The organism is Clostridium sp. FP2 (assembly GCF_011065955.2).
GTDB classification, from domain to species: Bacteria; Bacillota; Clostridia; order Clostridiales; family Clostridiaceae; genus Clostridium_AD; species Clostridium_AD tagluense.
Genome location: NZ_JAAMNI020000001.1, coordinates 2,855,137 through 2,879,554 on the forward strand (window position 1 = coordinate 2,855,137; position 24,418 = coordinate 2,879,554).

A 24,418-nucleotide genomic window follows, 5' to 3' on the forward strand; every position below is an offset into this window, starting at 1 on the left:
TGTACTCCTTTTTATAGCTTCAAATTATTTGCGTTTATGCTTATCCTTTATAACCATTAAAATAAATTTAGGTATAGAAGACAATCTTTTAATTCTAAAGGGCTCTTTAGCAACCCTATATAACCATTCCAGTCCTATACTAATCATCCATTTAGGTGCACGTTTAAGATTACCAGCTATAATGTCAAAACTTCCTCCAACACCCATAAATACACTACAAGGAAGTCTGTCCATATATTTTGCTATGAATAACTCTTGTCTTGGACATCCCATTGCAACAAATAAAATCTTAGGACTCACCTTTTCTATTTCCTGCAATATTTCTTCACAATTGTCTATTTCAAAATATCCATCATGACTGCCTAGAATATTTAACTTTCTATATTTAGTACGCAAATTAATATTGCACATATCTACTGTTTCCTTTGTAGCGCCTAGCAAATATATTCCCTGGTTTTCACTTTCACATTTTTTTACTAAAGAGTCCATAAGTTCTATACCAGCAATTTTTTCGCTCACCGGTTGCCCTACAATTTTTGAACATATTACAGTGCTAATTCCGTCTGGAATGATGATAGCATTTTTACTAGTGAAATTATCAAACAATATATTATTTTGTAGTCCATTGCTTAGCACTTCTGGATTTCCTGAAATAATGTGTACTTTTTCAAAATTATTTATACTTCTCAGCAATGATTCCATGTTGTTATTAAAAATTTCATATTGAAAAATTTTTGTTATCATAAAACTCCTCCAATAATCTACATTTTGTAAATTTTCCACAAAAATGCATCATATATAATAAGTGATTAAATCACCGGTAATTTTAGTGAATGATTAATAAGCACCCTCTTTTTTAAATACAGATACCACTGTTAAAAAGAGGATTTTTATGTCTAATGCAAGAGTGAAATCCATAATATATTTCAGATCATAAGAAATAGTTTTTCCCAGTTCAATCTCTCCTCTTCCACTAATTTGCGCAAGTCCAGTAATACCAGGCAGAACTAGAAATCTTTGACGATAGTTTTCTGGATAATAATTAACTACCTCAGGTATTTCAGGTCTAGGCCCTACAAGACTCATTTGTCCAAACAAAACATTAAAAAGTTGTGGAATTTCATCTAAGCTGCTGCGTCTTAAGAATTTTCCGAGCTTTGTTATTCTATTATCTGACTTACTTTGAAATACGAAATTTTCTAAATCATTTGGGTCTATATTAAGTTCTCTTTTACTTTCAGCTTGAACTATCATAGTTCTAAATTTATAAATAGTAAAATCTTTGCCATCCTTACCAACTCTGATTTGTTTAAATAACGCAGGTCCTTTTGAATCTAATTTTATTGCAATTATTAATGCTAAATATAATGGTGATAAAATTATGATTCCTATTGTGGATAGAATTATATCCATTAGGCGTTTCATAATAAAATGAAGCTTTTTATCATGTATATGTTTTTGTATATCAATTTCAATAGTATTGTTTTGCATATTTACTCCTACCTTTTGCCTTTAATAATATATTAGTATTTTTTTATGAATTTATGTTAGAACTTTCGCTATGCAATAGTGCCTCTGCAGTAGCTAACAAAAACCAAAAAAAAGTTGTCGTTTTAGGTACAAAAAATAAATTATCTGAAAAATTCATAAATAGAAAAGCAACCATACTTGCCATTACACCCATATAAAATGCTCTATTAAACTTATCACTAGCTGTGTTATATAATTTTCTAACTCTAGATAATGCCGTTACTATTATTCCTAAGAAAGAAACTATTCCAACTATACCAAGTTCACTTTGTACTTTCAAATATGAATTGTGCGCTGGATAATGGGTATATGAGTTATAATCCAATCTATATTTTTGAATATAAGTGTCATATTGAGTTACATAGTTTCCGTTTCCAACTCCTAGTATTGGGTGTTCCTTTATCATCATTAGTGCTGTTTTCCAAAGCTTTATCCTTGACACATTTTGGGATGAATTAGAAATATCTTGAACCCTCTGAAAAACAGAAGGAATTAAAAGAATTAAGACCCCAAAACCTCCAAGGGCAAAAATTATTTTAATGCTATAAAGTAGTGCAAGTACTACTAACCCTAATGCAAAACCTAATAATGCATTTCTAGAATAAGTCATAAGTATATTTGTAAAGACTAATATAGAAAGTAGTATATAAAAGATTTTTTTGTTTTTATTTTTCTCATAAATACTTAGCATAATAATTGGGAAAATTATTAAAATCAAATAACCAGCGTAAGCATTGGGATGAGAAAGTGTAGAAGATATCTTTATATGTCCTTCAAATAAAAACGCTTTTACATATTTTTCATCTAATCCAAATCTTGTAAAATATTGCACAATACCTATGCTGCAAAGTACAGTGGAGATAAATATATAGCATCTTATTAGAATTTTAACTTGTTTCTTATTATTGAACTCATACTTTATAATAAAATACATAAAGACATAAGATATAAATCTTGCACTTTCAGTTAATGCTAGTGTTTTGTCTACAGCATAAATTGTAGATGCAAACATTATGGCAAGTAATATGGCCATAAATATACTCAATTTATCTGTGAAGAAATCTATTAGTGCATTAATAAAATTTTCTCTACTTTTCTTAGACATTACTAAATTTACAATATATGCAAAGATTAACAACGCTAAAAGTAAATCAGTAAAAGGTATTCCTGCAAGTACAATGTCTTGTGGAATTAATGGTAATAACATAATGTAAGCACAGGTTGTTAAAAATAAAATTTTTTTAGATAAATCCACTTCTCCACCTCATTTCAATTGATAAAAATCATCTTGATGATTTTGTGTTCTTCTCAACAGATTTATTAGATTTCAAAACGTAAAACACTATTAATCCCTCTAAAAATCCTATTCCATAGCTTAAATGTAATATCAAAAATGACAATATCATCTTAGGCGCATTTTTTACTTTCCCACTGTAAGCCTTTAAGGCGAAGGTAATAGCACCTGCTAAATATAGTAATATTTCTGTCGAAAATAAATATCTAACAATCTTAGAAAATGGGCTTAATAGGGTTCCCCCCATTAAACTGAGGACAAATAATAATGGAACTAAGTGTCTTACTGCTGATGGTTTTTTATGTTTTTGAATTACTCTAACTTTCCAAAAACCATACTGAAAATATTGTGTCCAAAGTTTACTAAAAGATCCTCTTGTATAATAATGAGATATTATATCAGGGGCTAGAAGTATCTTATTACCACTTTTAGTAATTCTAAAATTCAATTCATCATCTTGATTCCGTACAAGCTCTTCATCAAAATATCCTATTTCATCAAATATACTTCTTTTATAAGCTCCAAAAGCAACGGTGTCAACAAGTTGTTCTACATTTGAAAACCTAAACAGTGCATTTCCTACACCAAATGGTGAGGCCATAGCGAGTGATATAGCCTCTGCCGTACTGTCTTCACTAATGTTTATAATTCTTCCACCCACGCAAGCAATGTCTTCACTTTTTAGTTTTTCTATGCATATTTTTATATAATCCTTATCCATATAGGCATGAGCACCAAAAATTACAATTATTTCGCCTACCGCAGCTTTTATTCCTAAATTCATTGCTGTAGGTGCCACTCTTTTTTCATTAATTACTAATTTTATCTGAGGATATTTAAGGCTATATTCACTTATTATATCCAAAGTACTATCATTTGAACAGCCATCACAAACAAAAATTTCAATATTTTCCATTCCGTAGCTTTGATCTATTATGGATTGTAGACATTTTCCTATGTATTTTTCTTCATTTCTGCAGGGAATAACTACAGATACTTTTACATTTTCTTCACCATTCATTTTATCACTCCTAATTGAGTTTAAACTAATTGTTTTTTAGCAAAGCTAAATATTTCTGTTCCACCAATTGCATGTTCTGATCCCAAATAGCTTTTTTCAATATAACTTCTCTACTTAATCTAGAAGCCTTTTGTTTAAACTCTGAATCATTCAATGCAAGCTCCATAGATGTTTTAAGACTTTCAACATCAATATTTTCTGTAATTAACCCGTTTTTCTTATGATGGATCCACTCTCTATTTGCAGGTATGTCTGAAGCAATGGTTATTATACCTGATGCCATAGCTTCGAGTAGTGTTACAGATGTTGAATCTGAATCTGGTATAGTAATATGCATATGTGAACAATACAGAAGATCTATTAAGTCATCTCTATTTACAAATCCTTTAATATCAACATTTTTTTCCACATTCAACTGTTTTACAAGTGCCTTTATATTTTCCATTTCTGGTCCATCATTAGTTATAATTAATTTAAAATTATATTTTTCATTACTTGCAAGTAGCTTTGCAAATGCTTTTACAATTATATCAATATTGGAATTCACATTAACAGTACGCAAGCTTAAAATTTTAATTTCATCAGTGCTTTCTTTTCTATCCTTATAGCACAAAGATTGATCAACTCCCATGGGCACAGTCAATACATCAGTGTTTGTTAACTGATGTATTGCTTCACTCATAAAATTCGAATCCGATGTAATTAGCTGTGCACTATTTAATGCATATTTTGTAATAGCTTTATATATCTTATTTTTCTTAGGTGCCACAAGTATATCTGTACCCCAGGCTGATACTACTAGAGGCTTTGCCCCAGATAGTGATGCTAAAAACCCATAACTAGTTACAAAATGCGCATTTATTATATCAAAATTCATTTTTTTTATTAGCTTTTTAATTTTCATTGTTGAAAAAACGTACTGCCAATTACCACCGCTAATATTTATATCAAAATTGCCTATTTTGTGTACAATAATATTTTTGTGGACCACATTAGAAAAAGTTATTAAATGTACTTCATGACCCCTTTCATGAAAAAAATCTAACCATCTTCTAATATGAATACTATTACCATCTCCTAAAAAGCAAATCTTCATCTCATCTACCTCTATCCTATAATATCAACAATTTTTTTTACTGCATCACCAAATCCAAAATATCCATTCTTAGGTTCATTACACTTAAATTGCAAAATAGCATCTTTTATTTTCAACTTATCCGCTCCAACAAGTATATTCCATCCATTTTCTACGGTTTCAATCCATTCAGTTTCTTCTCGAAGCGTAATACAAGGCTTGTCAAGAAAAAATGCTTCCTTTTGTACTCCACCACTGTCAGTAACTATCTTTTTACAGTTCTTCTCCAGCATCACCATTTCTAAATAACCAACAGATTGAATAGTTTGAACATTTTTTTCAAAAGACAATCCGTATTCACTTATATATTTTTGAGTTCTAGGATGTAATGGAAGTATTATTTTTTCTTCACTTTCATTCAATGCTTCTACGATGTTTTTTAATCTATTGAAATCATTAGTATTTTCAGCTCTATGAATAGTAGCTAATATATATTCTTCTTTATTTAAGTTAAGTATATTCATTATGTTGGTTTTTTTTTCAGCAATTTTATTAAAATGTAATATAGAATCATACATAACATCGCCTACATTGTATACATTCTTAACTATTCCCTCTTTACTTAAATTGCTAACAGCAGTTTTTGTAGGTGCAAATAAAATATTTGATATATGATCCGTAAGAATACGGTTTTGTTCTTCTGGCATAGTCATATTATAACTTCTAAGTCCAGCCTCTATGTGAATAAGTGGTATCAACATTTTACTTGATGCTAGCGCACCAGCTAAAGTAGAATTAGTATCTCCATAAACTAAAACACAATCTGGTTTTTCTTTTTGCAGCACTGATTCAATTTTTATAAGCATATTTCCTGTCTGATACCCATGATTGCCGGAACATATATTTAAATTATAATCCGGTTTTGGGATATCTAATTCTTCAAAAAAAACTTTAGACATGTTATCATCATAATGTTGCCCTGTATGTATTATAATTTCATTATTATTTTTTCTCAAAGCATTAGAAACCATTGATGCTTTGACAAACTGCGGTCTAGCCCCAATTACCGTTAATATTTTCATCTAATCTCACCTTTTATCCTTATTTGTCTGAAATTGATGGCACATAATTGCTTTGATTTCTTACAGAAAGTTTATGTGCAATCTTATATAATGTGGCAATAATATATATAATTATATTATTTTTGGATTTCTCCCAAGCTATATAATATTCTCGATATAAATTATTATTTGTTAAAGTATACATTGATTTTAGCTGTTCTATATGAAGCTTATGATAAAAAATACTTGTTATATTATGAATTTTAAAATTATATAAGTCATATCTCGACCATTTTATTCCTTTAATATTAAATAAAGGTAAATTATCACAAAGCGTCTTCTCACCTTTATTATATAATTCTAAAGCTTTTTTATTATTGGATACAATATTAAAATCCAATAATCCCCAAAGTGAAAAAATCAATCCATTTAATACAAAAGAAGGCTCTTTAGATGGATATTCTTCGTAAAAATATCCGTTACTGAGTAGCGCAAGCACTCCTTTATCTTCACTTTTAACTTCAAAAGATATAAGAAGTTTTTCACAAACATCTAAATATCTTTTATCTTTTGTTACAGAATAACATCTTGCAAGAACAGACATAGGTTGTCCTTGCGATAGTGAGGATAACCAAGGCTTATGAAGCCCATAGGTCATCTTGTCATAATCATTAGCATATCCATAGACACCTTTTGATGTCTCCTGCAGGTTTGATACAAACCATTCTGCACAAATTATAACAACATCAAAATATTTTTTATCTTTCGTCTCTATATATTTATCAAAATTTCCTAAGGCATACTGCGCAATAGTTACTGGAAAATAATAATATGTTCCATCCATTTCTAAAAGAGGTATATTATTTTCATCCATCTTACCAATGTAATTATGCTTAGGTTTTGTGTCAACATAATATTGGTCAATTTTCTTTAAACTACAGTTCTTATTGGCTATCATATCTGGATGCCAATAATCTTGTTTCCCAAAAATTAAACTTCCATAAGCTTTAACCATTTGAAGAATATTCATGTAGATTTTCCTCTCCTCTATAATATCTTAAAAAGTATAACTAATTAGTGAATTTACTGGAATAAATTCACTAGTTGATTTGTTAAATTTTTTCTTTCAAATTCCACACATTTTTCTGCGGCATTAGTATTAGTATCTTCTTTATTTTTCCATTTTTCATAATTACTTTTTATAAAATTGTAAACACCATCTACATCCCCATGATCATATGAATATCCAATTTCTTTATCTATTATTAAATTTGAAGCTACACCATTTGAAGGCATAATCCCTAAAATTGGTCTTTGAGATCCTATATAATCAAAAATTTTACCGCTAAACACAGTTCTGCTCTCATCTTCATCTGAGAGTATTATTAAATTAATATCTGCACCCTTCATATGTGAAATGCACTGAGAATGAGGCATATAATCAATTTTTTCGAAATTTTCATAAATGCTCGATGCTGCAATTAGATTTATGTACTCTTCTAATATAAATCCAATAAACTTTATTTTTATGTTGTTTTTATATTCATCGTCTTCATTAAACAATCGCTCTGTTGCTCTTAAGAGTGTCTCTGGTGTTTGTCCTTTTGCCACAATACCACTGTAACATATAGTGAATTTTTCTTCTTTAACAACTTTCACCTTTTCAAAATCATTAGCATCAAATCCATTAGTAATGGTAACAAATTTTTCCTTATACTGAGGGTATCTTTTTTTGTAATTTTCACATATAGGTTCTGTAACCATAATTATTTTATCAGCATAGGCTACAACCTCTGCCTCAAGTTTTTCTTCTTTTTTCTTTCTCTTTTCTGAATGACCCACAGTCATTGGTGAATTTCCTATCCATGGATCTCTAAAATCAGCTACCCATGGGAGATTTGTTTTTTTCTTTGCTTGTAGCGCAATCAAATGTACAGTATATGGATATGAGGATGAAAAAATATATTGAATATCTTCCTTTTTTAAAATATTGTAAACATCCTTTACTGCATGTTTATACCATCTTATTTTACTATCAGGTACTAACAAATTAAGCTCAATGAACCTAAATGCTCTTTCTTTGAGTCCTGGTGAACTTTGCTTTGATACAGTAGTGCTACTACTGTTTTTGTTATCTTCGTTTGATGCAACTTTAGGTTTTCTTATAGCACTTAATTTTTCAATTATATTTCTAACCCATAAGGTCTCTCCAGAATTTGATCTATATACCACAACACTTTTTGGTACTTCTAAAAGCAAAGTTTCATCATATGCAAAATTATGACCGGCCTTAATAGTTGCAACTATTGGATTATATCCAAATTGCGGCATATATTTAACAAATTTCAAAGTTCTTTGAACTCCGCTTCCACCCATGGGTGGAAAAAAATACAATATTGATAATACATTTTTACTCACTTTAACACCTCAATTTACTTTTAGTTATTTGAAATAGTTTGTTCTTTTACTGTTATTAATAAAATAGTCACTAAACTAATTAATACAAATGCTGGAACTACGCTTATAGGATGCTTTGAAGTAATGAATGCCTGACCTGTAACATTACCATATGCCATAAGTGAGGTCATACCTATAAATGTGGGCAGTATAATGCTTTTATTATATTTTTTCTTTTTAGTAAATCCATATATTAAAGATTTAAACATGGTACCCCACCAAGAGAAGAAGAATACTAGTGCAAAAGGCACCCCAAATTCAGCAGCTACATTTAAAAATATATTATGAGCATCAATGTATGCTTTTTTTAGTTCCGGTGCATATGATTGAAAATAATACTTGAAATTAGCTGGGCCTACACCAACATAAGTATGATCTTCTATCATTCTAAATGCTGCTGACCAGATAGGACTTCTATTCCGAGCCTGCTCACCTAATTGATAAAAGAATCCTTTATCACTTCCTGTATTTCCTTCAACTTTAGGCACTCCAGAATTTACAATGGATTCCGTTATCTCTGTCATTTCACCTCGTTGGGATACATTAAAAGTAATGCAACCTAGTATTACTAAGGATACTATTAAATATTTTTTATAATTTTTATAATCTATTATAATAATAGCTACAAAGGCTATTATTAATGCACCCAATATACCTCTAGATCTTTGAGTACATAAATTAACAATCTCAACCAGTAACAGTAACTTATATATAGAATTATACTTGCCTGAAATTTCTTTGTTAACAGCATATATTAGTATAAATGGAAGCACCATCAAAGTGTATCCAAGCATAAAATTACTGCCTAATACTCCATAGAGGTGAGTGTTTTCTCCACTCAATATTAGACTATATAGAGCTATAAAAGTATCTGGTATTCCTGATATTGCAACTCCTATACATAAAAACAAAATAATCTTTTTATAAAAATCATGCTGCTTTGTTTCTAAACATATCAATATTAAACTATAAAGAATCATAAATATGACTCCGATAAATGTTAATCTAAATGCTTCAAATTTATAAGCACTTCGCAATGATGAAATTAGGGCAATAGCACCTAGGAAAAAATATACTATAGTAACTATTCCATATTTGCTTTTTATATTAATCTTTTTAAAATTGAATTTTTCTTTTCTTATACCAATAATTAAAAATATAAAATATACAAAATACATTGTAGCACCAATACTATTTTGATTCAATCTATTTAATAAGTATAACTGCATAGGCAGTATTGGTATGGAAATATTATATATTAGTATGGCAGTTTTTGAATCCTTTAACATTAAAACTAATGAACTAATTATAAATATTGTTGTAAAAAAACTAGCTGCAAATATAAAATAATTGGTTTTTCCTATAAGCATATATATACCTAATTGACAAACTAAATATGCTACTAAAATTAACATTTTATATTTTAATAAATAATCTAAATATTCCTTTGACCCATCTTTAATATCCTTTAGTAAATTCATTTATTACCTCCTGGTATTCCTATAATGTGTTGAATAATTATGAATTGTTCATGTTTACTTTATATAAGTTTGCCCTAAAAACATTTTATAAATGTTAATTCCACTTTGGACAATACAATTTTGTTTTTCAAAATATGAATATAACCACTTGAACACTTGTTTTGAATTTTTATTATATTGGCTTGTTATAGCTGAATTATGCCATAATGTAGCGAAAACTCCACTATATTTTTGCACTTGAAAAATAAGCTCTTTAATATATTCCACGGACTCCTCATAATTCAAATTCATATAATCAAAAAGGCTTCCCTCCATTAATATTAATGGAATTTCAATTAAATCTAAAGATGAATTATTAGTTAAGTCATAAGTCTGATAAGGCAAACAGTATCCTACCTTGAATCCTGCCTGTTCTGGAAAACATACCGTAGAGTCATATTGCAACTTACAGTCATCTTGAATAACCCATGTTCTCGAGTTATGAAAACTTAAATAATGCTGCCTAACCCCCAAAACAAAAGTATCCTCTATATTATTTTCTAATATGGCAAGTTGATTTTTAAAATTCTCTTTATCATTAGAAGTATTGAGTCCTGGATGAAATCCTATCTCACATCCATTGTCCAATATTTTCTTAAAAATTTCTTTTACTCTATTACTTTTCAAATCATAAGTTTTTCTATCTGCCATAAAGTAAAAGCTGGATTTAAATTTTTTCTCCCTTTCCATATTCATAATATAATCAAAAGTATCAAAGGGATCTTTCTGCAGTTTTAGTATTTTAATATTAATAAAATCACTCATTCTTTTAAATACTTGCTTTGGCTTTCTATCAATTAAAATCATACTAAGTAATAATCTTATTTCTCTTTTAAAGGATAGGTGCTGTGTAATGATATCAACATCATGAGATAACATTACCGCATACTCACTCCCCTTCCATAAATCTTTTCTTTCAATGTCCATATTAAATCTTTCATTTAAAACACTAATAAACAAACATATATTTTCATTAACCACTGGTCGTGATAGCAAATTGAATTTATGTAAAATAGAATTCACTATATTAAATCTTCCTTTATCATCGTACTCATCAAAAACAAATTCTTCATAACATGTTAAAAAATAAAATATGGTCTGAAAAACGTCAATATTAAATATTATTTTTTCTTGCTTTTCTTTGATGTAAAGATCACAGACTTTATTAGTAAAGAATACTGGTATTCCCTCATAAAATTCAACATTACTAAGCAAGGAATATTTATGTAAATAATTTTCTCCAAAAAGAGAACCCTGCGTAACAATTATATTTGCAAAGTCACATTCTAAATTGTTTCCATAATAAATAATTAAATCACATTTGCAATCTGTAGGATTAAATTTTGAATATGGTACAATGCAATATTCAACACAGTAATTACTAAATAATATCTGTGATGCATACTCTATCTGATTTTTAAATTTTTCATTTTCATAAACGATTAAAAATTTCATAACTTACTCACCTACAATATTAAAAATTCTTTCACTAACCTTACCGTCTACTTTATAGAAATTTTCATCTAGGTATTGCTTAATACCTTCATCCTTTTTAATATCAATATCTTTTAGTTTTACTAGTGTTTTTGCTAATTCAAATTCATTGCTTACACCAACTGAAACACCATCACGAACAAAACCTCCTGCATCATTATATTTTGGAAGTAGAATACATGTAGATGGCTTATTTAAAAGAGCTCCCTCAACGACAACTGTAGAATGAACACTTACAATAACATCACTCCAATTAATGAGATCGTATAAGTCACCATCTTTTAGGATTTTAGCATTATTTATATTATACTCCTCTATTTTCGACGTGTAGAAGTCATAATATAAATCAATGGGATGAAGCTTAATTATAAGTTCATAAGGCTCTTTTAACAAATTCAGTGCTTTAAATAACATTATTGTTGCAGGTTCTAGTAAATCTACAAAATATTGAGTACAATACAAAATTTTTATACTTTCTTTTTTTAATTCTGAATCATTATATTTTCTATTAACTAAAAAATCTGTTCTTACTTGACCCACTACTTTTATATTTTTATCATTATAGGCGTTAGAATTTTCTAAAAGGAGCTGCTTATATTTATCTCCCCAAAAAAAAGTAGCTTTAGGAACTATCAGCTGCCCAAATTTTGATATTATTGCATATGCAGGTGAATTTTTATTAATTACTCCATGTTGCGATGCAAAGCTTTTTATACCTAGTCTATTTGCAGCAATAATAAAGCATCGACCTCTGTCACCTTCATCAATAATCAAACATCTTTCAATTTTATTTTTACTTAGAAACCTTTCTGCAGATAAGGTTTCTATTAAGTAAGACTTAGATTGATGTTTTAAATCCTTCAAAATATAACAGAGCATAAGTTCTTTTAGGTCATAGTCCTCAAACTGATAATTAAAACTCGAAAGCTTGCTAAGTTCATCTTTATACTTTGAATTATCTATAAGCTTTTCACCTATAAATCTCTTATAAGCAATAAATAATTCAAAAGGCACAAACTTCTCATTACAATTAAATGTTTTATCTATTAGTTCTACACTATTCAATAGTTGAAGATTTAACACATTAAATTTACTTCTACATTTTTCAGTTACAAGACCTATTTGAGTATCATAATAGCGATTGTTTGCTTTAGCGTCCTGCACTAAATTCAGTGAACCTGCATGAGAGCATATAAGCATATTTGAGCTTTTGCTTTTAATCATTTTAAACCTTAAGTACTGCAGAGCCCCTGAGAATTGTCTGTGAAATAGCTTATACTTATTGTTTAACCCACTATTTTTTTTATCACTATTTTCTTTCGTAGCTTCAGTAGTCTTTAAATTAAATACTTTTTCAGCTGCCATCTTCATAATTTCATTATCTGTTTGGACTAAAAAATCTTTACCATATTCCAATGTAACTCTTTGAAGAATAGTTATACAGGTTATTAATATTTTTAGTTTTAAAAATATTGTTGGCCTATTAAAATAATATAATGGAATGCCATCGTAGCTGCATAAATCCTCCATTTGCTTCCCATCGATTTGTTGATTTTCTAAAAACTTAAGAAAGCAAAATGAGCGTCCATCGATATTTGAACTAACTAAATATTTATCTATATCAACTTTTCCATTGCTACTTACCATTTCCTTACACTGATTTGTATATATTAACGTATTCAACTTATATCACTTTCCTTTTACTATATGTCAGTAGATTATCTATTTAAAAGAACACCAATTTTCTTCTTAAAGCTAAAAACTGTTATTAAACAAACCATGGTAATTATACCATATCTTATAACCCATATGTCTTTAATGAAATAAAAAATCCCACTAGATACGGCTATAAACAAAATTCCATATATAAAGTGCATAACATTAAAGACTCTTACGTCAGATATTTTTAAAGCTATTATATAATGATACAAAAAAAGCAATAAATATGATACAACAGTTGTCCACCCAGCAGCTACATATCCAAATTTGGGAATAAAAATCAGATTTAAAACTATATTAGCTACTGCAGCCATAAATGTTCCTGTTGCTATATATTTAGTTTTCTTTGTGTAAAACTCTAAATTAACTGGTAGACTATATAAGAAAACAAAGTAATAACCTATCATTATGATTGGTACGAGTCCTATTCCTTGTGAATATGCCTTTGTACCTAAAATCATTGCTATTTCTGGAGATATAAAAATTAAAATAAAGGTTATAAATGAGAATAAAATTATATAATACTTTGTTTTTTCCGAAATTTCATCATAGTTTTCTTCCTTCATCTTTTCAAAAAACCAAGGTACCCAAGCTTTATTAGACGCAGCCCAAGCAATACTTACTATGAGTCCCATTTTATATGCAAATCCATAAATACCTGTTTCAGCATCACCTACGATTTTACTTATCATTACAGCATCAGAGGAAGTCAATGCTATTGATGAAAGTTGATGAAAAATCATAGGAAGAGAAATAGGTAGTGCATACTTCCAGTATTTTAAAGCTATTAACTTTCTGCCTTTAATCATAAATATAGCATATAGTATTACTCCATAAATTATTGTAACATACGCTCCACCCTTTATTCTTCCATAATATCTGTTATTAGTTAATCCCATTATTAAAATAATTGATAAACCAACGTTTATTAGCGTACTTGTTATAGAAATAAATAAAAATTTCTTATACTTATATTCAATAGAATATTTTGTGCTGGCAAAGCTAAGTACAAAACCAAAAAAACTTTGTACAATGAGTAGAATTACTAAATCTGGCTTTATTCCTATCATATTTGAGATAGGATTTTTGAAGATAATTCCAATTGCTAACCATATTACAAAGGTTATACTAGCCAGAAAAAGCAAAGAAGATAAAAATTCTTCATAGTCCTCTTTAAAATCAAATCTACCTCTAGAAACAGCAGATTCAAGGCCTATGCCAATAAGAATAGTAAATACACCAACATAGGTAGTGTATATGGTAATTACACCATTTTCTGTGGGACTGAGCAATCTATTAAAAATAGGAAGCGTTAAAAACCCGATACCTTGTAGGAAAAATGTTCCTATAGTGTACCATATTCCACTTTTTACCAATTTGCTGCTATACATTTTTTTAACTAAAGCATTCAAACTTCTATCCCCTTACTAATATTTCATATTGCTTATTTTAAAAATAACTAGTGCTATAGCAATCTATTTTTTATGCACTACAATGATAAATAATACCGGTCCATATTAATATATCTTTAAAATAATATGGACCAGTATCCCTATCTGTTATTTTTTAATTTTATTTTACATATTTTTTAATAATATTACACACTGCTTCGATATCTTCTTTTTTAAGTCCTACAGAACTTGGAAGATTTATTCCTCGCGCATAAAGTTCCTTTGTAACACTTAAATCTCCATGGGTACAATCACTGTATGGTGGCATACCATGTATAGGCATAAAGAAAGGTCTTGCTTCTATTTTTTCTTCACTTAATTTTTGTATAAGTTCGTCTCGGGTAATACCATACTCCTCTTCAACTAAGATTGAGTATAGCCAAAAACAATTTTCTACATTCCCTTTTTCTATTGGTAAGGTAATTCCATGAGCCTCACTTAAAAATTCATTGTAATAAACTGCATTTTCTTTTTTTACCTTTAGATATTCTTCAACATTTTCAAGTTGAGCCACTCCAAAAGCAGCAAGAAGATTTGGCATCCTAAAATTATATCCTACTTCAGGATGGTAAAAAGCTTTGTTTTCAGTAACTACCTTTGTTTGAGTAGATAAGAATTTCGCTCTATTTCCATATTCTAAATTGTTAGTTACAAACATTCCACCTGCGCCTGTAGTTATAAGCTTATTTCCATTAAAGCTATAGCAACCCATATGTCCTATGGTACCAGCCATTTTGCCTTTATAAGTAGATCCTAGTGCTTCTGTGGCATCTTCTATAACAAACAGATTATGCTTTTGTGCTATTTCCATAATCCTATCCATATCTGCTGGATGACCATAAATATGTACTGGCATTATAGCCTTTGTTTTAGGTGTTATTAAGCTTTCTATCTTTTCAGCATCCATAACAAAGGTATCTCTACATACGTCTACAAATACAGGCTCTGCACCTACGTATTTTATAGTGTTTATTGGAGATATAAAGGTTAATGATGGAACTATAACTTCATCTCCTGCACCTATACCTAAAGTTACTAATGCTAATTGAAGTGCTGCTGTACCATTATTAGTAACTACTGCACTTTCGCTATGAACATATTCACTAAATCTCTTTTCAAATAAATTAACGTAACTGCCTACTGAAGATACCCAATTAGTATCTATACAGTCCTTCACATATTTCCACTCATTGCCTCTAATTTCTGGTATACATAATGGTATCACAATAAAAACCTCCTGTTTATTTTATACGTTGTATATGTCTGTCTTGAAATACTGCATATTATTTTTTATCCATTCAACTGTCTCTTCAAGACCTTTATCTATACTATAACTCGGCTTCCAGCCTGTTAATTCTTTTATTTTAGTGTTATCAGCCCATAATCTATTAACTTCGCTATTTTCTGGTCTTAGTCTTTCATCATCACAAAGGATTTTTACGTCCTTTCCTATTATACTTATTATTTTTTTAACTGTGTCTCCTATTGTTATCTCATAGTTTGAACCAGCATTTATAACTTCACCAATAGTTTTTTCGCTTTCAGCAACTTTTATGAAAGCCTCTGCAGTATCTTTTACAAAATTAAAGTCTCTAGTTGGAGTTAAACTTCCAAGTTTAATCTCTGTCTTACCTGCCAATATCTGTGATATTATTGTTGGGATTACAGCCCTTGCTGATTGTCTTGGTCCATAAGTATTAAAGGGTCTTAGAGTAGCTATTGGCATATTGAAGCTTTTATAGTAACTTTCTGCCATCTTATCTGCTCCTATTTTTGATGCTGAATATGGAGATTGACCCTGCATTGGGTGTTTTTCATCAATTGGCACATAAAGAGCTGTGCCATAGGTTTCAGACGTCGAGGTATGCACAATTTTCTCAACATCATATTCTCTACAGGCTTCTAAAACATTGGTAGTACCTTCTATATTTGTTCTTACATAGGCCATAGGTGAAAGATAAGAATATGGAATTGCAATTAGTGCAGCAAGATGAAGCACCACTTCTTGCCCCTTTATAATTCTTTTCATTCCATCATATTCTCTTATGTCTCCAGTAACAACTTTAATGCTATCTTTAGTCTTTTTATCAAAAGTGTCAATCCATCCCCAGTTATTAAAGGAATTATATTGAGCAAGTGCCGTAACATCTGCTCCAAGTTCTACTAATCTTTCTGTTAAATGACTTCCTATAAATCCCTCTGCACCTGTAACTAAAACTTTTTTACCTTGCCAATTCATTTCATCTACCCCTTTTCTTATATTTTAAAAAATTTATGAATATCCGTGTTGGCCTTTCTATAGTCCTCTATTTGACCTATATCCTTCCAATACTCAGTTATCTCATATATACCTGACGTGTAATCATTATTCATTGCATCTTCTATTAAATCAGTCATATTGTAAACTTCATCTTCTTTTATGTATTTTACAATTTCAGGATTAACCACATATACTCCACCATTAATATGAAATTTATATGTAGGCTTCTCTTCCAAAGACTCTATAAGCATATTATCCGTAACTAATACTCCATAAGGAACATTAATTTCATAATTTCTAACGCCTACTGTTATATTGAAGTTGTTTTTTATATGATGATTTAAAAATTTTTCAAAATCAATTCCTGTTAGTATATCGCCATTTATAACTATAAACGGTTTGGTGAATTTTTCTTTTACTAAGGCTATTGAACCTGCTGTGCCTAGTTTTTTAGTTTCTTTAATATATTCTATCTTTACGCCAAATTCACTTCCATTTTTGAAGTAATCCTCTATTATTTCTCCTTTATAATTAAGTGAAATAATAAAGTTTGTAAAACCATATTCTTTAAATTGTTCTATTATAAGCTCCAATATGGGTTTATCACCAACTGTTAGCATAGGTTTCGGTACTGTTTCTGTTAATGGTCTTAACCTAGTACCTAGACCTCCCGCCAAAATAAAAACATAATTATCCTTTTTCTCATAAGAGATTATATCATCTAAAAAGTATAAGTCTATAAGCTTTTTATCTTTATCAATAACAGGTACCTGTCTTATCTTATTGCTTAGCATATATTCTTTTGCTTTCTTTTTACTATGCTCTTCTGTTACAAATTTAAAATTTTTAAAATATGTGTTTTCTATACTATCACTTATACTAGCCTCTTTAAGTATAGCCCGCCTAATATCGCCATCTGTAATAGTCCCCACCAGTTCATTATTTTCATTTACAACTAGAGCTCCACCAGTTAAGTTTTTATCTATAACCACCATAGCTTCTTTTATTGTAGAACTAGCTCCTATACAATATTTATCAATTGAAAATTTCATAATATCACCTGCGCTTTATAATTTTTGCTGGAATTCCTACTGCAACTACATTATCTACTATATTTTCAATAACCACAGCTCCGGCTCCTATAATTACATTATTCCCTATCTGTACTGATTGAATTATAGAACTACCCATACCTATATGAGTATTACAGCCAACATTCACCCCTCCGGCTATAGAAGCCCTAGGTGAGATATGGGTATTTCTTTGCACTTTGCAATCATGCTCGATTACTGCACCAGTGTTTATTATACAATTCTCTTCTATGAATGCACCTGGATTAATTATGACTCCAGCCATTACGCAAGTTCCAAAGGCTACATTTGCATAAGGAGAAACTATTGCACCCTTATGTATAAGTGCGGGTATATTAAAGCCTATAGCCAAAAGTTCCATGTATATCTTATCTCGAAGCACAATATTTTGAAGTGCACCAACACATACAAAGGCATTTTTTACTCCAGTATTGTATAGCTCTTTTAAAATGCTGTCATCACCTATTATAGGTATATCTAATACAAGGGCTTCTTCACCACATGCATAAGCTTTGTCCGTTACACCCACTATATCATATTTAGAAGTACTTTTTATAATGTCTATAATAACCTTGCAATGACCACCTGCACCTACAAGTACGATTTTCTCCATAATATCACCCCAACTAGTAAGTTATTCTTTTTTGTATAAGTTCCCTATCTAGGACTATCTCACTTAAAATTTGCGCTATTTTACCACTGGCATTACCATCACCATAAGGATTTATGCAGGTTTCTAATTGTTTGTTAAAGCTCTCATCTTCTAGTGCGCTTTTAATTCCTGCCTTTACGGCATCTTTACCGTAAGGTATGTCTATTATATTGCAGGCTCTTAATCTTCCACCCTGCCTTGATCCTATATTTACCACAGGCAACTTAAAGCTAGGAGCTTCAATTATACCTGAAGATGAATTCCCTATCATTACATCTGCTATTTCTAAAAAGCTTAGGTACTCTACTTGACTTAAATTTCTAAATACCTTTAAGAAAGGATATTTAGCTCTATATTCCTCAATAACCCTTATAATTTCACGTCCGCCATTATCACTGTTTGGATATGAAACTATAGTTTGATACCCAAGTTCTACAATCGCATCTAGTGTTTCTCTTATTTGCCACTCCACCATGTCACGTTCTGTAGTTACTGGATGCTGGGTAAGTAAAAATATCTTATCATCTTCTAATTTAAATCTTTCTAGCATTACACTTCTTGATAAAAACACTGTTTTTTTAATGTAATCAAGACCTGGAGCCCCTACTACAAAAATATTTTCTTCCCTCTCACCTAGTTTAAGGATTCTTTGTTTGCTATCCTCATTAGCGGGAAAATGAATATGAGAAAGTTTAGTTATAGCGTGTCTTACAGATTCATCTACGGTTCCAGTTACTTCCCCTCCATGAATATGAGCCACAGGAATATTCATATGAATAGCTGCAGTGGCTGCCGCAAGCATTTCTCCTCTATCACCAAGTATTAATACCACATCTGGTTTTATTCTATCAAAGCACTGTGCCATACTTATAATGGAAAGCCCTATAGATTTAGCCATAGAGGCGCCTGTGTCAGAAGCTAGGATTGTTTCAAACTTATCCGCTATTTCAAAACCATCTTTTTCTATCTCGTTTATAGTCATTCCAAATTCAGGGCATAGATGCATACCACAGGCAATAAGATTAAGATCCAATGCCACATGTTTTTCTATTTCTTTAAGAACATGATAAAATATACCATAATCTGCTCTCGTACCCGTTATTACTGCTATTTTTCTTTTCATATTTAATCTCCTATCCTATATCAAGATGAAGTAATTTGGCTCATTTTTATTCCACCATATTAAAGGCTATTTGCTCATTCATTTTAATATCTCTGTTAGTTTTTTTACCAACAATATCCAAATAGAATTTAGGTGAAAGCCCTGTTCCTGGCCTTTTGTAATCTAAATCTATTAAACTTATACTCTCTCCTGCATTTATATCTCTAGCCGCTACTATACTTTTTCTGGCTGCCTTCATAGTATCTACTTCACTAGCATTGTACATCTTAATACCACTTCCAAGTGCCATTTCTACATTTCTGATTGCTGTAGCCATGTCTTTTAGCTCTAGAGGACTGAGAGATGCACTATGGTCTGGACCTTCCATGCACTTATCTAAGGTAAAATGCTTTTCAATTATATTTGCTCCCATAGCAGCTGCGGCTATAGTTATTGTTATACCTTGTGTGTGGTCAGAATACCCCGACACAATTTTAAAAGCATTTTTTATGGTATTCATTGCATTTAAGTTAACACTTTGAAGTTTAGCTGGATAATTTGAAGTACAGTGGAGCACTGCTACTTCTTTATTCCCTATGCAATAAATTGCATTTATTGCATCTTCTATCTCTGATAGTGTTGCCATGCCAGAAGATAAAATTATAGGTTTATTAAATCTTGCTATATGCTCTAAAAATGGAATATTCGTTAAATCCGCTGAACTTATTTTAAAAGCCTCCATACCTATAGATAATAAAAAATCAGCGCTTTCAAAATCAAAAGGTGTAGATAAAAACATAATTTTCTTGTGTATGCAATATTTTTGTATTTCTATAAAGTTTTCATATGAAAGTTCTAGTTTCTTTAACATATTGAACTGGGAGTCATCTTTGCCTATATTATTCTTTTGATACTCTGCCATCTCTGCATAACCCGTGACTAATTTTTCAGTCTTAAAAGTCTGAAATTTTATGGCATCAACTCCCGCAAGTACAGCTTCATCCACCAGCTTTTTTGCTACATTTATATCTCCATTGTGATTAACCCCAGCCTCTGCAATAATAAAGGCTGGATTTCCATCGCCTATAATTTTACCATCTATCTTAAACATCCATACTCTCCTTTATTATCAGTTCTACAAGTCTTGCATCTAGCATTGTGTCAATATCTACAGAACTTTCCTTGTCCATTACATAAGGGATTGTATCTTCATTAACAAATTTCTTTTCATCCACTAACATATCTGTTGAATTTATATATAGTGCACCATTAAATATATAAAAAGTAGGTAAGTCTTGACGCCTTAGATTTGTTCCCTCAAAACTTATGACTTCTTTTAATTTATCATTTTCTATATTTCTCATAAGAATAGGATTTTCCTCAGCTTCACAAACACTAACTAATGAAGTTCTGTTAGACTCAATAATTTTTTCTATAGCTTTATCCAGATGTTCAAAAGTTCTTAAGGGTGATGTTGGCTGTAATAATATTACGTAATCAAAATCTATATTATTATTTTTATAAAAATCTATTGCATGTATTACCACATCTATAGATTTTGCACTATCACTTGATAATTCCTCTGGTCTTAAAAAAGGAACCACAGCACCATACTGCTGTGCTATTACCTTTATGACATCACTATCTGTTGATACAATTATTTCATCTATGTATTTAGATTTCTTTCCTGCTTCTATTGTATAAGCTATAAGTGGTTTACCACATATAGCCATTACGTTCTTATTTGGTATACCTTTTGAACCACCTCTTGCTGGAATAATAGCAAGAAATCTTTTATTCTTATACATAATTATCCCCTTTTAAGTATGATTTTTCCGTATTTTCTTATATCTTGTTTCATATTTAGAATAATTGAATTGTTTTTAATTATTCTAAAGTATTGTTTTTGCGTAGCTCCAAAGGAGCGAAACATGCTTTCTATTTGTGGAACTACCGAACCTTCAAAATCAAATTTATCCGTAAAGCCCGCAGAATATTTTATAGCTTCAAACACATTTAAATACATGGCTCCACTACTTCTAAATTCTGGGTCTGCACCACCTAATAGATAATATGCGCAGTTTTTATCATACACAAGATAAAGCGCAGCATGAAGGTTGTTTTGTGCGTCCACTGTGAAAAACATCTTTCTTGCATTGTTTTTATTTATTATAGCATCAAATCTCCCAAACCACTCAAAATCAAAAGGCACCTTCATATTTTGCCGATCAAAAGTTTTTTTCAGCATACTATACATATCAGATAGAGTCAAGTTATCCATAACCTTTAAATTATGATTTACTGCTTTAGTAATAACTGACTTAGTTTTATCTGCAAACTCACCCCGGACCACTTCTATATTTTGAATACCTTCTATTACATAAGTGTACCTAGTTTGCTCATTATACCCCTTCCACATAAAGGGCATCCAATTAGTAAAATTATAGTGAAATGAACAATCAAAATTTTTAAATTTAGGAATATTATCTACAAAATCCATAATTATATCTTTTTCTTTAGAAATTCTCTTTACATACTTCATTTCTGAAAAATCAGTAAAAACTATGCCCAAGGTTTGGGTAAGCTTTGGCATAGTTATATATCCACTTTCATTTTGAGTTATGGGCATACCTGCAACCATTCTATCGCCTTTATCAAAGCAGCCTAGTATATCATACTTTGAACCTACTGCATCTAACCAAAAGCTTTTAGCAAATATGCATCCTTGTGGAGATTTGTCTACAAATGCATCCCACATTTCATATTCATTTTTTTCTAAATTTCTAAAATTAAAATTTCCCATATTTACTTCCTTTTATTGATTTTTAAGCAATTGATCCTCTGGTACAGCTCGAAGCACTTTAGCAGGATTTCCAACTACTATTGTTCCTGCTTCCACGTCTTTTGTAACTACACTACCTGCTGCTACTAACGCATCTTCGTGTATAATTTTACCTGGGAGAATAACTGCTCCAGCTCCAATTCTTCCGCCTTTTTTTATAGTTACTCCTTTAAATTTTCCGAACCTTTCATTAGAACGAGCCGCATAATTATCATTAGAAGTTGTAACACAAGGGGCAATAAATACATAATCGCAAACCTGGGAATAAGCTGTTAAATATACATTAGTTTGTATTTTGCAGTTAGACCCAACGCTGCAGAAATTTTCAATAGTTGTTCCGCGACCAATAATTGTTTTTGAACCTAGGGTTACATTTTCTCTTATTACAGCAGTGTCCGCAATAAGTGTTTTCTCTCCAATTGTGCAACCACAATAAATAATTACCCCTGCCCCTATAAGGCAACCTTCGCTTATTTTAGCTGGAAGCAATTTTTCTTCATCTTTGAAAATGCTGTTTACGGATCTCATAGGCTGTTTACCTATTACCGTATTATCATCTATTCTAACGTTGCCTGAAATATTAGTTCCAGTGTGTATAACCACATTACTACCTATAACACAATTATCTCCTATAACTACCTCATCATCTATTACTACAAAATGTCCCATTGTTACATTATTGCCAATTTTGCTTTTCTCTGAAACATAATTCATGAAATTAACTCCTTTTCATATGATATTTCTAAAATTATTTTTTCATTTGCATTGTTGAGAACTCTCCCATTGGGAATTTAACTGGAAGCCCTGTAAGTCTTGATTTATAAGCAGCAAGTATAATAGACATACCTTTTTTACCTTCTTCTCCATTTATGAGAGGTTGTCTATCCATATTTATAGCATCTACCATGTCTTTATATAGTGGTGTATGTCCAAAGCCATATACTGAATCAGGGTCGCCTTTCTGCTGACTTAATATTTCCTGCTCAGTATCTATATTATCCGCAAATTTCCAAGTTTCAATTGAATTAACTGCAAGTCCTCCTATACAAACTGTACCAGTTTCACCAAAGATGCTTAATGTCTCTTCTAAATTTTTAGGATATACACAAGCAGAACCTTCAATTATACCTATAGCTCCATTTTTAAATCTTATCATTATTGCTCCAAAATCTTCAGCTTCTATATCTCGAAGGAAAGTATCACACTGGGCATAAACAGTGTCTATTTCTCCGCCCATCATCCATTGTAATAAATCAATATTGTGAATACATTGATTCATTAGTGTACCACCGTCCAGTTCCCATGTTCCTCTCCAAGGTGCTTGAGTGTAATATCCCATATTTCTATTCCAAAGGATTCTTGCTGTTCCATTAACTAATTTTCCGAATCTATTTTCTTCCACTGCTGCTCTGAGTTTTTGTATTGGCTCATTAAATCTATTTTGATGACTAACACAAAGTTTTACATTGTTTTTACTTGCACACTGAATCATTCTATCTGCATCTTGAGTAGATAGCGCCATGGGTTTTTCCACAAGTACATGTTTACCTCTATTCATGCAATATATAGCTATTTCCGGATGATATCCACTTTCAGTAGCTATAGAAACCATATCTATATCAGCTTTTTCAAGCATTTCTTTATAATCTGTATAGACTTTTACATCAGCATTTTCTCCTAGTGCTTTTATGTACTCATCTCTTTTGGAAGATGCATTATCTTCCACCACATCGCAAACTGCTGTAAGCTGGATTTCTGACTTATTTTGAGTTATAGCCTCTATATGTTTGTAAGATATTCTCCCACATCCTATTATTGCTACCTTTAATTTTTTCATTTGAATTCCTCC

The 24,418-nt window shown here is 30.6% G+C and carries 22 protein-coding genes; all 22 read right to left on the minus strand.

From position 1 onward, the window contains the following. Positions 1–24: 24 nt before the first annotated feature. Positions 25–744 carry a WecB/TagA/CpsF family glycosyltransferase gene (locus G9F71_RS13790; protein ID WP_164951431.1) on the minus strand — a complete coding sequence of 240 codons (720 nt, stop codon included), beginning with the start codon at positions 742–744 and terminating at the stop codon, positions 25–27. 93 nt (positions 745–837) lie between these two features. Further along, positions 838–1,491 (minus strand): sugar transferase, encoded by a 654-nt coding sequence (locus G9F71_RS13795; protein WP_164951430.1) that lies wholly within the window; start codon positions 1,489–1,491, stop codon positions 838–840. 43 nt (positions 1,492–1,534) lie between these two features. Then, positions 1,535–2,785 (minus strand): O-antigen ligase family protein, encoded by a 1,251-nt coding sequence (locus G9F71_RS13800; protein WP_164951429.1) that lies wholly within the window; start codon positions 2,783–2,785, stop codon positions 1,535–1,537. A gap of 28 nt (positions 2,786–2,813) precedes the next feature. Then, complete coding sequence (locus G9F71_RS13805; RefSeq protein ID WP_164943517.1) at positions 2,814–3,845, minus strand: glycosyltransferase family 2 protein; 1,032 nt, start codon at positions 3,843–3,845, stop codon at positions 2,814–2,816. A 25-nt stretch (positions 3,846–3,870) separates the two neighbouring features. Beyond that, positions 3,871–4,941, minus strand: coding sequence for a glycosyltransferase family 4 protein (locus G9F71_RS13810; RefSeq protein WP_164951428.1), 1,071 nt, complete (start codon positions 4,939–4,941; stop codon positions 3,871–3,873). Between the two features lie 11 nt (positions 4,942–4,952). After that, positions 4,953–6,002 carry a non-hydrolyzing UDP-N-acetylglucosamine 2-epimerase gene (gene wecB, locus G9F71_RS13815; RefSeq protein ID WP_125003113.1) on the minus strand — a complete coding sequence of 350 codons (1,050 nt, stop codon included), beginning with the start codon at positions 6,000–6,002 and terminating at the stop codon, positions 4,953–4,955. A gap of 19 nt (positions 6,003–6,021) precedes the next feature. Further along, entirely contained in the window at positions 6,022–7,011 is a 990-nt protein-coding gene (locus tag G9F71_RS13820; protein WP_164951427.1) for a D-glucuronyl C5-epimerase family protein, read from the minus strand. Between the two features lie 53 nt (positions 7,012–7,064). After that, positions 7,065–8,399, minus strand: a complete 1,335-nt coding sequence (locus G9F71_RS13825) for a glycosyltransferase (RefSeq protein ID WP_164951426.1) — start codon at positions 8,397–8,399, stop codon at positions 7,065–7,067. A 20-nt stretch (positions 8,400–8,419) separates the two neighbouring features. Beyond that, positions 8,420–9,919: an O-antigen ligase family protein gene (locus G9F71_RS13830; RefSeq protein WP_224626406.1), complete on the minus strand. Its 1,500-nt coding sequence runs from the start codon at positions 9,917–9,919 to the stop codon at positions 8,420–8,422. Positions 9,920–9,973: 54 nt separating this feature from the next. After that, positions 9,974–11,413 (minus strand): polysaccharide deacetylase family protein, encoded by a 1,440-nt coding sequence (locus G9F71_RS13835; RefSeq protein ID WP_164949704.1) that lies wholly within the window; start codon positions 11,411–11,413, stop codon positions 9,974–9,976. A gap of 3 nt (positions 11,414–11,416) precedes the next feature. Continuing rightward, a complete protein-coding gene (locus tag G9F71_RS13840; protein WP_164949705.1) occupies positions 11,417–13,135 on the minus strand; it encodes a CDP-glycerol glycerophosphotransferase family protein in 1,719 nt (572 codons plus the stop codon). Positions 13,136–13,170: 35 nt separating this feature from the next. Continuing rightward, positions 13,171–14,583, minus strand: coding sequence for a lipopolysaccharide biosynthesis protein (locus G9F71_RS13845; protein ID WP_164949706.1), 1,413 nt, complete (start codon positions 14,581–14,583; stop codon positions 13,171–13,173). A gap of 160 nt (positions 14,584–14,743) precedes the next feature. After that, positions 14,744–15,847 (minus strand): LegC family aminotransferase, encoded by a 1,104-nt coding sequence (locus tag G9F71_RS13850; protein WP_164949707.1) that lies wholly within the window; start codon positions 15,845–15,847, stop codon positions 14,744–14,746. Positions 15,848–15,868: 21 nt separating this feature from the next. Next, positions 15,869–16,861: an NAD-dependent 4,6-dehydratase LegB gene (locus G9F71_RS13855; protein ID WP_125003096.1), complete on the minus strand. Its 993-nt coding sequence runs from the start codon at positions 16,859–16,861 to the stop codon at positions 15,869–15,871. Positions 16,862–16,878: 17 nt separating this feature from the next. Further along, positions 16,879–17,934, minus strand: a complete 1,056-nt coding sequence (locus tag G9F71_RS13860; RefSeq protein WP_164949708.1) for a nucleotidyltransferase family protein — start codon at positions 17,932–17,934, stop codon at positions 16,879–16,881. 4 nt (positions 17,935–17,938) lie between these two features. Next, the gene (locus G9F71_RS13865; protein ID WP_164949709.1) at positions 17,939–18,586 is read right to left on the minus strand and encodes a NeuD/PglB/VioB family sugar acetyltransferase; all 648 of its coding nucleotides are present in this window, start codon (positions 18,584–18,586) and stop codon (positions 17,939–17,941) included. A gap of 13 nt (positions 18,587–18,599) precedes the next feature. Then, positions 18,600–19,748: a UDP-N-acetylglucosamine 2-epimerase gene (gene neuC, locus G9F71_RS13870; RefSeq protein WP_164949710.1), complete on the minus strand. Its 1,149-nt coding sequence runs from the start codon at positions 19,746–19,748 to the stop codon at positions 18,600–18,602. A gap of 46 nt (positions 19,749–19,794) precedes the next feature. Next, positions 19,795–20,838: an N-acetylneuraminate synthase gene (gene neuB / locus G9F71_RS13875; protein WP_164949711.1), complete on the minus strand. Its 1,044-nt coding sequence runs from the start codon at positions 20,836–20,838 to the stop codon at positions 19,795–19,797. Then, a complete protein-coding gene (locus G9F71_RS13880) occupies positions 20,831–21,535 on the minus strand; it encodes a cytidylyltransferase domain-containing protein (protein ID WP_164949712.1) in 705 nt (234 codons plus the stop codon). Before G9F71_RS13880 ends, neuB begins: the two co-directional genes overlap by 8 nt. A gap of 2 nt (positions 21,536–21,537) precedes the next feature. After that, positions 21,538–22,530 (minus strand): methicillin resistance protein, encoded by a 993-nt coding sequence (locus tag G9F71_RS13885; RefSeq protein ID WP_164943532.1) that lies wholly within the window; start codon positions 22,528–22,530, stop codon positions 21,538–21,540. Between the two features lie 12 nt (positions 22,531–22,542). Continuing rightward, a complete protein-coding gene (locus G9F71_RS13890) occupies positions 22,543–23,283 on the minus strand; it encodes an acyltransferase (RefSeq protein WP_164949713.1) in 741 nt (246 codons plus the stop codon). A gap of 34 nt (positions 23,284–23,317) precedes the next feature. Continuing rightward, positions 23,318–24,406 (minus strand): Gfo/Idh/MocA family protein, encoded by a 1,089-nt coding sequence (locus G9F71_RS13895; protein WP_125003080.1) that lies wholly within the window; start codon positions 24,404–24,406, stop codon positions 23,318–23,320. Positions 24,407–24,418: the final 12 nt, after the last annotated feature.